Source organism: Chitinophaga sp. XS-30 (assembly GCF_008086345.1).
In the GTDB taxonomy this organism is placed as follows: Bacteria; Bacteroidota; Bacteroidia; order Chitinophagales; family Chitinophagaceae; genus Chitinophaga.
Genome location: NZ_CP043006.1, coordinates 2,686,607 through 2,698,595 on the forward strand (window position 1 = coordinate 2,686,607; position 11,989 = coordinate 2,698,595).

Here is an 11,989-nt window from a genome sequence, read left to right on the forward strand (position 1 = left end):
TAGCATATATAGGTGCCATTAAAGGATTTATGTATAATTTTGTATCAGCCTCCCCAAAGAAGGAAACAGGGAGCTGGTTGTAACAACCTATATCTGGAACACACTATTTTTTATGGAAATTAACGAGATCATCAAAAAAACGAACGCTTTCCTGGCAGAGGAATTTGAGGTTGCTCCCGAAAGCATTACCCCCGGGGCGGACCTGAAAGCCACGTTGGAACTGGATAGTCTGGATTATATAGACCTGGTGGTAGCCATTGAGAATAATTTCGGTTTTAAGGTAAAACCGGAAGATTTCCAGGGTATTGTCACTTTCCAGGACTTTTACGATTATGTCATTGCCCGTATTAAACAAAAAGAACTGGTATAATGCCTTCTTGGCAGGGAAAGTCCAAAGGAAACAAGCTGGGGTACAGGATCTTTATTGATGTATTGCGATATGGAGGCGTGCGGCCGGCTTACTTTCTCCTGGCATTTGTTGCAGGCTACTATTGCCTGTTCTCGTTCCGCTCATCCCAATCCATTTTTCAGTATTTTCACCGCAAATTAGGATATGGCCGCTTTCGCGCATTGATCAGTGTGTACCGGAACTACTACGTATTCGGGCAAACGCTGATCGACAAAATAGTGGTCATGGCCGGTATCCCCAACCGCTTCAGTTTTCACTTCGATGGAGAGGAATTCCTTCACCAGGTAGTGGAAGGTGGCAGGGGAGGCATTTTGCTGAGCGCGCACCTCGGCAACTGGGAAGTGGCCGGTCACCTTTTCACCCGTTTGCAGACCCGCATCAATATTGTGATGTTCGATGGGGAGCATCAGCGCATCAAGGATTATCTTGCCGGCATAACGGGTGGCAGGCATGTAAATGTCATTGTTTTAAAGGACGATTTATCGCATATTTACGCTATCCACGATGCCCTGAGCAAAAAAGAACTGGTATGCATGCATGCGGACCGGTTCATGGAAGGGAACAAAACGGCGGAAATGAGCTTCCTGGGAGAAACGGCCCGTTTTCCCATAGGCCCTTTCCTGCTGGCTTCCACGTTCAGGGTTCCCGTGTCGCTCGTATTCGCTTTCAAGGAAACCGCCACGCATTATCACCTCTATGCAACGGAACCGAAAGTGTACCCGGGCGCCAAACAGGGCGGGCTGGAACGATCGATGCAGGATTTTGTGGATACGATGGCGGAAAAAGTGAAACGATACCCGCTGCAATGGTTCAATTATTACGACTTCTGGTCGAAGGACTGATATGCATAACAAGATGATCAACAACGAAAATATTACGGAGTATATCCCCCAACGCCCGCCGATCGTTATGATCAGCCGCCTGTTGGAAGCAGGGGAGAAGAACATCCGCACAGAACTGGATATTGCGGAAGACAATGTGTTTGTGGAAGATGGCCGGCTTATGGCGCCGGGCCTGGTCGAGAACATCGCCCAAACCGCTGCCGCAAGGATCGGTTACCTCGCAAAACAACAGAACGTTCCTGTGCCGCTGGGCTTTATCGGCGCCATCCAGCACCTGGAGATACTGGGCCACCCCGCCGCCGCTACCACGGTGCAAACGGAGATCATCATCGAACATGAGGTATTCAATGCCACCGTTGTGAAAGGCACCGTAAAACAGGATGGCAAACTGCTGGCGCAGTGCGAAATGAAAATTTTTGTATCCCGAAACAAATAGATCAGGAAACGTCCCGGTAAATACTATCCGCAGGGCGTTCCATCCGGAACCATTTAAAAATTAAAACAACAAACGATGAAAATGAAGCATTTTGTTCTGCCCCTGGTGGCCCTGTTCATGAGCGTTTCATCCGTGAAAGCGCAAACAGCAAATGATGTGTTTGACAGGGAAACCAAGCTCACCTACATGGGTATCGATTTCACCAAAGCCCGCATCATTGGCGATGCCGGTGCCAATACTGATGACATTGTAGACCATCAGTACCCCAACATTAACCAGAAAGTAGTTAATGAACCGAAGAAATTTGACCTCGCCGGCGCTTTCAAAAGAAGCGAAGTGAGCACCGCCATTGGTCCCGTTAACAAACGGAACAAGAAGATAGACCCCGACAAGATCAAATCAGATGACTCTGATGACTACCAGGCCCTGAAACCCGAAGATGTAGCCACCCTCGTAAGCGGGTTCGACTTCGAAGGGAAAACCGGTCTCGGTCTCCTCTTTGTGATGGAAGGTTTCAACAAAACCAAAAAACAGATATCCATGTACGTTACCCTGGTGGACATGAAAGCAAAGAAAGTGCTGTTCACGGAAAGGATGGAAGGTGCGCTGGGCATGGCTTTCGGATATACCAATGTGTACCTGACCGGTATCAAGAAAGTGATCGACGCGATCGAAAAGAAACAGTATAAAGAATGGAAATCCACCTACGGCGGGTAATTCATCAACATAAAATTCTACATGCAACCTGTATTGAGCGAAAGCACTGAGGTGACCGTCCGGTTTAATGAAGCAGATTCCCTGGGCATTGTCTGGCACGGCAACTATATACGGTATTTTGAGGACGGAAGAGAAGCTTTCGGCAGTAAATACAGGTTGCGTTACCTGGATATTTTCGGGCATGGTTACACCGTGCCCGTGGTGAATGTGGAATGTAACTACAAACGCCCCCTCCGCTACGGGGATACGGTACGGATAGAAACCCGGTACGTCCCCGCCGAAGCCGCCAAGATCCGCTTCGAGTACACGCTTTACAATGCCGCCACCAGTGAAGTGGTTTGCACAGGGGCTACCGTGCAGGTGTTTCTCGACAAGGAGCAATCGCTTTTACAACTGACCGTTCCGCCCTTCTTTTCGGAATGGAAAAAAATGTGGGGACTGGTATGATGGATGTGTTCGTAGCAGCTGACAATATCGTATCCCCGCTGGGCGCCACCACCGCAGCCAATTACCGGCAGGTACGGGAAGGGCATAGCGGCATAAGCCTTCAGCCGGAAGGGTACTTCGGCGCGATGATAGCGGAGGAAGACCTGCTGGGCTGGACGAAGGAGCATCAACTGGACGGCTACACGAAATTTGAGCAGCTGCTTATCCTCAGCATCAGGGAAGCGCTGTCACACACCGGTATCATGTTGCAAGACCCCCGCACGGCATTGATCGTGTCCACCACCAAGGGCAACATTGCCTTGCTGGAGGAAAAACGTGCAGGCAGTGCGCAACCGCTGGAGCTGTTTGCCACGGCAGGCAGGGTAGCGGCATATTTTGATGCGGCCGCAAAACCGCTGGTGATCAGCAATGCCTGCATCTCCGGGCTGCTCGCCATCCTCGCCGGGCAACGCCTGATCCGTTCCGGCCGTTACGACCATGCCGTGATCTGTGGAGCGGATGTGCTGACGCAGTTCGTGCGCTCCGGTTTCCAGTCATTCCAGGCCATCAGCGACGAACCCTGCAGGCCCTTCGACGCCGCACGCAAAGGCATCTCGCTTGGAGAAGGCGCCGCTACGGTCATTTTAACAAAGAACAGCACATTATTGAACAGGAAGACCGCTATCCGCCTCGGAGAAGGCGCTTCCAGCAATGATGCCAATCATATATCAGGCCCCTCCCGCACAGGCGCGGAACTGTCTGCCGCCATCACCAGGGCCGTTCAGCAAAGCGGCCTGCAACCGGAAGATATGGGCTTTGTGTCCGCGCACGGCACCGCTACCCTGTACAACGATGAAATGGAAGCCAAAGCCTTCCATTTGTCCGGCCTGCAAAATGTACCCGTAAACAGCCTCAAAGGTTATTACGGGCATACGCTCGGCGCAGCCGGCCTGATCGAAGCCATCATCGGCATGCACAGCATGCTGGAGGATGTGGTGATACCCACCGCAGGATTTTCGGAATCAGGGGTCAGCCTGCCGCTGAAGCTGAGCAACCGCCCCGAACACCGGCCCATGGAACATTACCTGAAAACCACTTCCGGTTTCGGGGGATGTAATGCAGCCATGGTATTCAGCAAAGCAGTGCTTTGAACAGGCAGGAAAGCAGGGCAGGAGCGCGAAAGCAGCCCTTCAGCCTGAATGGCCGGACGTTATCAGGCACAGCACAAGTGACATACTGTAAAACAAGCATATTTAAATAAAGCAGATCGCAGATGAATTTTTTTACCAAGGAAACGAAAACAGCATTGCAGGCCAAAGAACAGGCTTTGTGGCTGGCCTTTGCACCGATTGCCTTCCAGGCCTCCAAAGCCCTGCGCGACCTGGGCATTCTCCAGGTAGTGGCGGACAGCGGCACCCGCGGCGTGACCATCGAAGAAGTGCTGGAGCATGTGAAACTCTCCCGCTATTCCGCCAGGGTATTGCTCGAAGCCGGACTGGGCCTCGAAATGCTGATCGTCAATGATAAAAGATATACCCTTACCAAAACAGGCTATTTCATCCTCAGCGATACGCTTACCCGCATCAATATGGACTTCTCGCATGATGTATGCTATAACGCCATGAATCACCTGCAGGACAGTCTTATTGAAGGTAAACCCCGCGGGCTGAAAGAACTGGGGCCATGGGACACCATTTACCAGGGGCTTTCCATCCTGCCGGAGCCGGCACGTACCAGCTGGTTCAATTTCGATCATTATTATTCCGATCTCGCTTTCCCGGGCGTACTGCCGATCGTATTCGAACACCAGCCGAAATCCCTCCTGGATATCGGCGGCAATACCGGCAAATGGTCAATAGCCTGCGCCGGATATGATCCGGACGTGCATATCACCATTATGGACCTGCCCGTACAGATCAATGTAGCCCGCGAAAAGATCAGCGCCGCCGGTTTGCAGGACCGGGTATCTTTCTACGAAACGAACATCCTGGACGAAAGCCTGCCCTTTGCGAAAGGTTTTGATGTGATATGGATGAGCCAGTTCCTGGACTGCTTTTCCGAAGCCGAGATCATCAGCATCCTGCGCCGTTGCAGGGAAGCGCTGAACGATGGCGGCAGCATTTTCATCCTGGAGCCGTTCTGGAACAAACAGCAATTTAAATCAGCCGCATTCTGTCTGCAGCAGACATCCCTCTATTTTACCGCCATCGCCAATGGTAACAGCCAGATGTACCATACTGATGACTTCTTCTCCTGCATCCGCGCCGCTGGCCTGGAAGTAGTGATGGAGAACAATAATGTGGGATTGAGCTATACGCTGCTCAGGTGTGTGAAAGCATAAAAAAATCCAAATCCCGAAAAATATGCAAACTGAAAAGGTGGATGTACTAGTGATCGGCGCCGGCCCCTCCGGATCAGTCGCCGCATCCATTATCAAAAAGGCCGGTTATTCCGTGAAGATCGTGGAAAAACTGAAATTCCCGCGGTTCGTGATCGGGGAAAGCCTTTTGCCCCGTTGTATGGAAGCCCTCACAGAGGCCGGTTTCATTGATGCCGTCTCGCAAAGAGGCTTTCAGAAAAAATTTGGCGCCAAGTTCGTCAAGAACGGCGCCGTATGCGACTTCACCTTTGAGCAGCAGCATACCCCGGGCTGGACCTGGACCTGGCAGGTGCAGCGGGCGGACTTTGACAAGACGCTGGCCGATGCCGTGGAAGAAATGGGCGTTCCGGTGGAATACGAAACAACCGTCACCGGCATCAGCTTCTCCGGCTCCGATTCACTGACCACCGTGGAAGATGCCAATGGCCGTAAAAAACAGATCGCTGCACGCTTCATCGTAGATGGAAGCGGGTATGGCCGGGTGATCCCCAGGCTTTTTGGTCTGGATAAACCCTCCGTCCTGCAATCCCGCAAAGCGCTGTTCGCCCATGCCAAAGATATCCGCCGCTCCATGGCGGATGAACCGAACCGTATCACCGCCGTCGTGCATAAAAAAGGCGTCTGGATATGGATCATCCCGTTCTCCACCGGCATCACGTCCGTGGGCTTCGTGGGAGAACACGGTTTCCATGACGGTTTCACAGGCAATACGGAAGAACAGTTCCGGGCGATGCTGGAAGCGGAACCATACACAGCGGAACGGTTCCGGGACGTGGAATTTGTTTTTGAGCCGAAAGTGCTCGAAGCATGGTCCGCCACAACCGATAAATTTTATGGTGACGGGTTTGTGCTGACCGGCAACGTCACCGAGTTCCTGGACCCGATATTTTCTTCCGGCGTAACTTTGGCCACCGTATCCAGCCAGACGGCTGCAAAACTGGTGATCAAAAAATTGCAGGGCGAAACGGTAGACTGGGAAAAAGATTATATGGCGCCCACCATGCAGGGCGTGAACGTATTCCGTTCCTACGTGATGGCCTGGTATGAAGGTACGCTGGACACGATCTTCTTCTCGAAGAACCCTGATCCGGTCATCAAGCAGCAGATATGCTCCGTGCTGGCAGGATATGTGTGGGACCAGAGCAATCCATTTGTAGCGCAACATGAAGAAGCGCTGAAACGCCTGGCCCGTTTGATTGAATTGACAGAAAAATTAAATACGACAGATTGAGCCATATACCGGCATATATCACATCCAGCTGCATCATCCGTCATATGACGGTGGTGAAGAACGGTGTTCGGGTATTCCGGGCGGAAAGCACCGGCCTGCCGGAGTTCCTGCGCAGTTTGTACGACCGCTATAACGGGCAGTATCCGAAATTCCATAAAATGGACCTGCTCGCCAAACTGGGATGGGCCGCCACGGAGATACTGCTGCAGGATATGCCGATGGACGGTTACCAGCCGGAAGAAACCGGCGTGATCCTTGCCAATAAAAGCAGCAGTCTGGATACGGACGAACGCTATTACGAAACGGTAAGCCAGATCGCCAGCCCGGCCCTGTTCGTGTACACCCTGCCCAATATCGTGATCGGAGAGATCAGCATCCGCCACGGGTTTAAAGGAGAAAATGCGTTCTTTGTAACGGATGCATTCGATACGGAGCTGATAGCCGGATATGTGCAGCAACTGCTGGGCGCCGGCGCGGTGAATGCCTGCATCTGCGGTTGGGTAGAACAGTATCACGATACGTATGAAGCGGCGCTTTACCTCGTGGAAAAGAACAGCCGCGGTCTGGCACTGCCATTCAGCGAGGAAAATATGCGGAAATTATTGATGATGGAAGGGGAAGGCTGAAGAACGGGAACACAAAAAAAACAGTACTTGTAATAAATATTATGGAAAAGTTGATGGCAGATCTGAAAGCCCAGATCATTCAGCAATTGAATTTGCAGGAAGTAAAACCGGAAGATATCGGAGATGATCAGCCTTTGTTCAAAGAAGGATTGGGACTGGATTCTATCGATGCGCTGGAGCTGATCGTATTGTTGCAGCAATATCACAATATTCGTATCGCCAACCCGGAAGACGGGCCGAATATCTTTTATTCCGTACGCACGATGGCGGAATATATTACGGAGCAAAAGAAAAATGCATGAGCAAAAATGTATGGATAGCAGGTGGCGGCGTGATCTGCGGCATAGGGCAGGATCTGCCTTCATGCCTGGATGCGTTTGAAAAGATGCAGCCCGGAATGGCTGTCATGCAGCACCTGCATTCTGTGCATGCGCAAACCTTTCCCGTGGTGGAAGTGAAAGCCGGCAACGATGAACTGGCACGGCGTGCGGGAATGCCCGCGCAGCTGAGCCGTACCGCATTGCTGAGCATGATAGCCGCAAAAGAAGCCTGGGAAAGTACCGGGCTGGGGGATATCTCCGGCTATCGCGCCGGCTTCGTGTCCGCCAACACCGTTGGCGGGATGGACAAAACGGAACATTTCTTTACCTCCTTCCTGGAAGACAACAGCAAAGGCCGCCTGCGGGAAACAGTGCACCATGAATGCGGCAGCATTACCGAACTGGTAGCCGATGCGCTGGGCGTCCGGCATCATATCTCCACCATCAGCACCGCCTGTTCCTCAGGCGCCAATGCGCTGATGTATGGCGCCCGTATGATCCGCAGCGGTATGCTGGATGTGGTGATCGCCGGAGGAACGGATGCATTGACACGCTTTACCCTCAACGGCTTCAATACCCTGATGATCCTCGATCAGCAGAAATGCCGCCCGTTCGACGATACGCGCACCGGCCTGAACCTCGGTGAAGGCGCGGGATACGTGGTGCTGGTATCGGAAGAGCTGGCCGCGAAAATAAAACCCTGGTGCCGCCTGAGCGGATTTGCCAATGCGAATGATGCTTATCACCAGACGGCATCGTCGCCGGATGGCACGGGCAATTTCCTCGCCATGCAGGGCGCACTGGATATGAGCGGCCTGCAGCCCGCGGATATCGCTTATATCAACCTGCACGGCACCGGTACGCAGAATAACGACAGTTCCGAGGGCCTGGCGATCAAACGGCTGTTTGAGACAGATTTTCCGCCGGTAAGCTCCACAAAGAGCTTCACGGGGCACACGCTCGGCGCCAGCGGAGGAATAGAAGCGGTATTTTCCGCATATGCCGTCAAAGAAGGTATTATTTACCCGAACGCACAGTTCACTACGCAAATGAAGGAACTGCCGTTCAGCCCGGTGACGACATTCTCCCGGGGCCATGAGCTGAAGCATGTGATGTCCAACTCCTTCGGTTTTGGCGGTAACTGCTCAAGCCTGGTTTTTTCAAAGTGAAACAGATGAAGGCATATATACAAGGCACAGGCGCTGTATCCGCACAGGATAGCCACGTTTTTCCGGACACCATCCGGGAATACGAAAGCAACCGCCTGCCTGTAGCGGACCCGGATTACAAACAGTGGATCGATATCAAACAGATCCGCCGCATGGGCCGGGTGATCAAAATGGGTGTGGCGGCTTCGCATATCAGCCTGGAGCAAGCCGGTATCCGCATGCCTGATGCTATCATCATGGGCACGGCTTACGGTTGCCTGGCGGACACGGGCGTATTCCTGGGCAAGCTGGTATCCCAGCATGAGGATATGCTTACCCCCACCGCTTTCATTCAAAGCACGCACAATACGGTGGGTGGCCAGATAGCGCTGCTGCTCGGCTGCCATGCCTACAACAATACTTTCGTACATGGCGCTTTCTCGCTGGAGAATGCGTTGCAGGATGGCCTGCTTTACCTCCATGAGCAACCCGGGCGCAAAGTGCTGGCCGGGGCGGTGGATGAGATCACGGACTATAGTCATGCTATCCTTTCCCGCTTTGGATTGTACAAGTCCGGGCCGGTAAAGAACACGGCTTTGCTGCATTCGGGTACAAAAGGCACCATTGCCGGTGAAGGCGCCGCCTTCTTTGTGCTGTCCGCCGAAAAGGACGATAGATCACAGGCAGAACTGACCGGTATAGAAATGCTGTATAAACCCCGTTCCGCTGAAGAAACCGCCGCACAGCTTGCGTTGTTTCTCCAAAAGCACGGGCTGAAACCGCAGGAGGTGGATCTGCTGATCTCCGGCCGCAACGGGAATGCGGCAGAGGATGCATACTGCGAAAGCGTGGAGCAAACGCTGTTTGCCGGAACACCGGTGGCGGCGTTCAAGCATCTGTGCGGGGAATATCCTACAGCGGCGGCTTTTGCGCTGTGGATGGCTACGGGTTTCCTGCGCGGTCAGCGTGTGCCGGAGGCTGCCATGTTCAAGGGGGAAGCGCCGGGGAATATCCGGAGGATACTGATCTGGAACCATCAGCGTACCACGCATCATTCATTTATATTATTGTCCGCATGCTGAAATACCGCGTCATATATCCCCTTCTGTATGTGACCGTGCTGGCCGCATTGCTGGTGAACAAATTCCTGTACCCGCTGCCGTACCCGGTTGTGGGAGCAGTGATAGCTGCCGCACTGGTAATATTCATTGGGCTCGCCATCTGGGGCGCCACACGCATAGGCTCCAATTATTTTATCAACGTGCATACCCGCGCGGTCATCACCGAAAAAACCGTGGCCCTGTCTTTTGACGATGGGCCGGTGGACGATCACACCCCGCAGATACTGGACATCCTGCAGCAGCATCAAGTGCCGGCTGCTTTTTTTTGTATAGGGCATCGTGTGAAGGAACGGCCGCATTTACTGCAACGCATACACGCAGAAGGCCACCTTATCGGTAATCACAGCTATGCCCACAATTTCTGGTTTGATATAAAGTCTTCCCGCAACATGACGGAAGACCTGCGGAAAGCTGATGAAGAGATCGTTTCCGCCACCGGGCTACGGCCCAGGCTGTTCCGGCCGCCTTATGGTGTCACTAATCCCAACCTCGCCAAAGCGATCAGGAAAGGCGAATACATCCCGGTAGGATGGAGCATCCGTTCCCTCGATACCGTCATCAAAGAAGAAGAGAAATTGTTGGGGAGAGTGACCCGGAGCATCCGCCCCGGCGATATCTTCCTGTTTCACGATACCAGCGCTGCTACGGTGAACATACTGCCCGCGCTTATCCGGCACATCCGCGAGCAGGGGTTCACCATCCGGCGTATCGATCATTTATTAAATGTACCAGCTTATGCGTAGATGGATCTTGTTATGTTGCTGCCTGGTTACGCTCCATGCTCACGGGCAGCAGGACTTCCGGCCGGTGGCCAACCTGGAGCTGTTCAAACAACAGTTTGCAAAAGCCGCGCAGGAAACCCGTACTATCAAGAGTAATTTCGTACAGGAAAAGAACCTGAGCATGTTGTCTGAAAAGATCGTGAGCAAGGGGAAATTCTGGTTCAAGAAAGAAAATAAGGTGCGGATGGAGTACAGCTCTCCGTCGTATTACCTGATGGTGATCAATGGAAAGGATTTCCGTATTAAAGACAGCAAGACAGACCGGAACATCTCCGCCCGCAGCAACAAGCTGTTCGAGCAGATCAGCAAGATCACGGCGGACTGTGTGCAGGGCAATGTGCTGCATAATCGCGACTTTACCACGAAGGTGAATGAAAATGCCGCGTTTTACCGGCTGGATATGACGCCTGTGGCAAAGAACATGAAGGATTTCTTTTCCGGTATCCAGTTGCTGGTGGACAAGAAAGACCTTTCCGTGGTAAAGATCATCATGCAGGAACGCTCGGGAGACGATACGTCCATCAGTTTTACCGGCAGGGAAGTGAACATTAATATACCGGATGAGGTCTTTGCACTTAAATAGCATCCTGGCTGTTGGCTGCCTGCTGGCTTCGTGCAGCTCCGCCTACCGTTCCCTGCAACGCACGGAAGGGGATGCGGACTGCATCGGGAAATTCAGGCCGCAGATCACGGAAACGGTGCTGTACAGCACGCAGGTGGATATCCTGCAGCATCATCTTTCCGGTCTGCTGTTATTCAAACCGATGGAGGACAGCAGCATGCGGGTAGTGTTCGCCAGCGAAATGGGGCTGAAGTTTTTTGATTTTGCATTCGGAAAGGATGGATCGTTCACCAAATATTACCTCCTTCCGAAAATGGATAAGAAGGCCGTGGTGAAGACCCTGCGGAAGGATATAGAAATGATCCTCATGCGGCAGGACCCCGCCACCGCGGAAGTGTTCACGGACGGCGAGTACCGTTACACCGCCTTCCCCCTGAAGAAGGGAAAGGTGTACTACATCACCAGCCCGGATTGTACGGAACTGGTGCGCGTAGAGAACGGCTCCCGCCGCAAACCGGTAGTGGAAGTGTTTTTAACGCATTACAGGAACGGGGTACCGGACAGCATCCTGGTAAAGCATAAAAAAGTAAAGTTCAATATTTCATCACAACGCGTGGAAAAATAATGTTAGCAGGAAAATTTTATACCATCGTCACACAACAGCAACCGGATGCACAGTCCGTTCATACCACAATTGCCCTGAACGCGCAGCATCCCATTTTCGAAGGCCACTTTCCGGAGCAGCCGGTAGTGCCCGGCGTTTGCATGATGCAGATCATCCAGGAGCTTTTATCCGGCGTTACCGGTAAAAAGCTGCTGGTGGAAAAGGCCGCGAACATGAAGTTCCTGAACATGATCGATCCGGTGCAGCAGCCGCAGGTGAACGTGGATATCATGTATGCGCTGCAGGAAGACATGTACAAAGCTACTGCCGTGATCAAACATGAAGCAACCGTGTTCATGAAGTTTCAGGGGCTGTTTAAATGAAC

General features: G+C 52.6%; 16 protein-coding genes. All 16 read left to right on the forward strand.

Translation table 11 applies throughout. From position 1 onward, the window contains the following. Positions 1 to 112 precede the first annotated feature (112 nt). A complete protein-coding gene (locus FW415_RS11065; RefSeq protein WP_148384766.1) occupies positions 113 to 370 on the forward strand; it encodes a phosphopantetheine-binding protein in 258 nt (85 codons plus the stop codon). Then, positions 370 to 1,251, forward strand: coding sequence for a lipid A biosynthesis acyltransferase (locus FW415_RS11070; RefSeq protein ID WP_148384768.1), 882 nt, complete (start codon positions 370 to 372; stop codon positions 1,249 to 1,251). Before FW415_RS11065 ends, FW415_RS11070 begins: the two co-directional genes overlap by 1 nt. Before the next feature lie 13 nt (positions 1,252 to 1,264). Beyond that, on the forward strand, positions 1,265 to 1,687 hold the full coding sequence (locus FW415_RS11075; protein ID WP_148384770.1) for a 3-hydroxyacyl-ACP dehydratase: 423 nt from the start codon (positions 1,265 to 1,267) through the stop codon (positions 1,685 to 1,687). 81 nt (positions 1,688 to 1,768) lie between these two features. Next, a complete protein-coding gene (locus FW415_RS11080) occupies positions 1,769 to 2,404 on the forward strand; it encodes a hypothetical protein (protein WP_148384773.1) in 636 nt (211 codons plus the stop codon). Positions 2,405 to 2,425: 21 nt separating this feature from the next. Then, a complete protein-coding gene (locus FW415_RS11085; protein ID WP_148384775.1) occupies positions 2,426 to 2,851 on the forward strand; it encodes a thioesterase family protein in 426 nt (141 codons plus the stop codon). Further along, complete coding sequence (locus FW415_RS11090) at positions 2,848 to 3,981, forward strand: beta-ketoacyl synthase (protein WP_148384777.1); 1,134 nt, start codon at positions 2,848 to 2,850, stop codon at positions 3,979 to 3,981. The genes FW415_RS11085 and FW415_RS11090 overlap by 4 nt, the downstream gene beginning before the upstream one ends. Before the next feature lie 122 nt (positions 3,982 to 4,103). Continuing rightward, on the forward strand, positions 4,104 to 5,171 hold the full coding sequence (locus tag FW415_RS11095; RefSeq protein ID WP_148384779.1) for a class I SAM-dependent methyltransferase: 1,068 nt from the start codon (positions 4,104 to 4,106) through the stop codon (positions 5,169 to 5,171). 22 nt (positions 5,172 to 5,193) lie between these two features. Next, complete coding sequence (locus FW415_RS11100) at positions 5,194 to 6,441, forward strand: NAD(P)/FAD-dependent oxidoreductase (RefSeq protein ID WP_148384782.1); 1,248 nt, start codon at positions 5,194 to 5,196, stop codon at positions 6,439 to 6,441. Continuing rightward, positions 6,438 to 7,067, forward strand: a complete 630-nt coding sequence (locus tag FW415_RS11105; protein WP_148384784.1) for a beta-ketoacyl synthase N-terminal-like domain-containing protein — start codon at positions 6,438 to 6,440, stop codon at positions 7,065 to 7,067. The genes FW415_RS11100 and FW415_RS11105 overlap by 4 nt, the downstream gene beginning before the upstream one ends. A gap of 41 nt (positions 7,068 to 7,108) precedes the next feature. Next, positions 7,109 to 7,369 (forward strand): phosphopantetheine-binding protein, encoded by a 261-nt coding sequence (locus FW415_RS11110; protein WP_148384786.1) that lies wholly within the window; start codon positions 7,109 to 7,111, stop codon positions 7,367 to 7,369. Further along, positions 7,366 to 8,556: a beta-ketoacyl synthase gene (locus FW415_RS11115; protein WP_148384788.1), complete on the forward strand. Its 1,191-nt coding sequence runs from the start codon at positions 7,366 to 7,368 to the stop codon at positions 8,554 to 8,556. The genes FW415_RS11110 and FW415_RS11115 overlap by 4 nt, the downstream gene beginning before the upstream one ends. Positions 8,557 to 8,561: 5 nt before the next feature. Continuing rightward, the gene (locus FW415_RS11120; protein WP_148384791.1) at positions 8,562 to 9,617 is read left to right on the forward strand and encodes a beta-ketoacyl synthase N-terminal-like domain-containing protein; all 1,056 of its coding nucleotides are present in this window, start codon (positions 8,562 to 8,564) and stop codon (positions 9,615 to 9,617) included. Further along, positions 9,611 to 10,399 carry a polysaccharide deacetylase family protein gene (locus FW415_RS11125; protein ID WP_148384793.1) on the forward strand — a complete coding sequence of 263 codons (789 nt, stop codon included), beginning with the start codon at positions 9,611 to 9,613 and terminating at the stop codon, positions 10,397 to 10,399. The genes FW415_RS11120 and FW415_RS11125 overlap by 7 nt, the downstream gene beginning before the upstream one ends. After that, on the forward strand, positions 10,392 to 11,021 hold the full coding sequence (locus FW415_RS11130) for an outer membrane lipoprotein carrier protein LolA (RefSeq protein WP_148384795.1): 630 nt from the start codon (positions 10,392 to 10,394) through the stop codon (positions 11,019 to 11,021). Before FW415_RS11125 ends, FW415_RS11130 begins: the two co-directional genes overlap by 8 nt. Next, on the forward strand, positions 11,008 to 11,625 hold the full coding sequence (locus FW415_RS11135; protein ID WP_168208776.1) for a hypothetical protein: 618 nt from the start codon (positions 11,008 to 11,010) through the stop codon (positions 11,623 to 11,625). The genes FW415_RS11130 and FW415_RS11135 overlap by 14 nt, the downstream gene beginning before the upstream one ends. Continuing rightward, complete coding sequence (locus tag FW415_RS11140; RefSeq protein ID WP_148384799.1) at positions 11,625 to 11,987, forward strand: 3-hydroxyacyl-ACP dehydratase; 363 nt, start codon at positions 11,625 to 11,627, stop codon at positions 11,985 to 11,987. Before FW415_RS11135 ends, FW415_RS11140 begins: the two co-directional genes overlap by 1 nt. The last annotated feature ends 2 nt before the right edge of the window (positions 11,988 to 11,989 follow it).

Bases quoted from the DNA above. Each gene is read 5' to 3' on its own strand.
- FW415_RS11065 (WP_148384766.1), top strand. From the start codon at position 113: ATGGAAATTAACGAGATCATCAAAAAAACGAACGCTTTCCTGGCAGAG.
- FW415_RS11070 (WP_148384768.1), top strand. From the start codon at position 370: ATGCCTTCTTGGCAGGGAAAGTCCAAAGGAAACAAGCTGGGGTACAGG.
- FW415_RS11075 (WP_148384770.1), top strand. From the start codon at position 1,265: ATGATCAACAACGAAAATATTACGGAGTATATCCCCCAACGCCCGCCG.
- FW415_RS11080 (WP_148384773.1), top strand. From the start codon at position 1,769: ATGAAGCATTTTGTTCTGCCCCTGGTGGCCCTGTTCATGAGCGTTTCA.
- FW415_RS11085 (WP_148384775.1), top strand. From the start codon at position 2,426: ATGCAACCTGTATTGAGCGAAAGCACTGAGGTGACCGTCCGGTTTAAT.
- FW415_RS11090 (WP_148384777.1), top strand. From the start codon at position 2,848: ATGATGGATGTGTTCGTAGCAGCTGACAATATCGTATCCCCGCTGGGC.
- FW415_RS11095 (WP_148384779.1), top strand. From the start codon at position 4,104: ATGAATTTTTTTACCAAGGAAACGAAAACAGCATTGCAGGCCAAAGAA.
- FW415_RS11100 (WP_148384782.1), top strand. From the start codon at position 5,194: ATGCAAACTGAAAAGGTGGATGTACTAGTGATCGGCGCCGGCCCCTCC.
- FW415_RS11110 (WP_148384786.1), top strand. From the start codon at position 7,109: ATGGAAAAGTTGATGGCAGATCTGAAAGCCCAGATCATTCAGCAATTG.
- FW415_RS11115 (WP_148384788.1), top strand. From the start codon at position 7,366: ATGAGCAAAAATGTATGGATAGCAGGTGGCGGCGTGATCTGCGGCATA.
- FW415_RS11120 (WP_148384791.1), top strand. From the start codon at position 8,562: ATGAAGGCATATATACAAGGCACAGGCGCTGTATCCGCACAGGATAGC.
- FW415_RS11125 (WP_148384793.1), top strand. From the start codon at position 9,611: ATGCTGAAATACCGCGTCATATATCCCCTTCTGTATGTGACCGTGCTG.
- FW415_RS11130 (WP_148384795.1), top strand. From the start codon at position 10,392: ATGCGTAGATGGATCTTGTTATGTTGCTGCCTGGTTACGCTCCATGCT.
- FW415_RS11140 (WP_148384799.1), top strand. From the start codon at position 11,625: ATGTTAGCAGGAAAATTTTATACCATCGTCACACAACAGCAACCGGAT.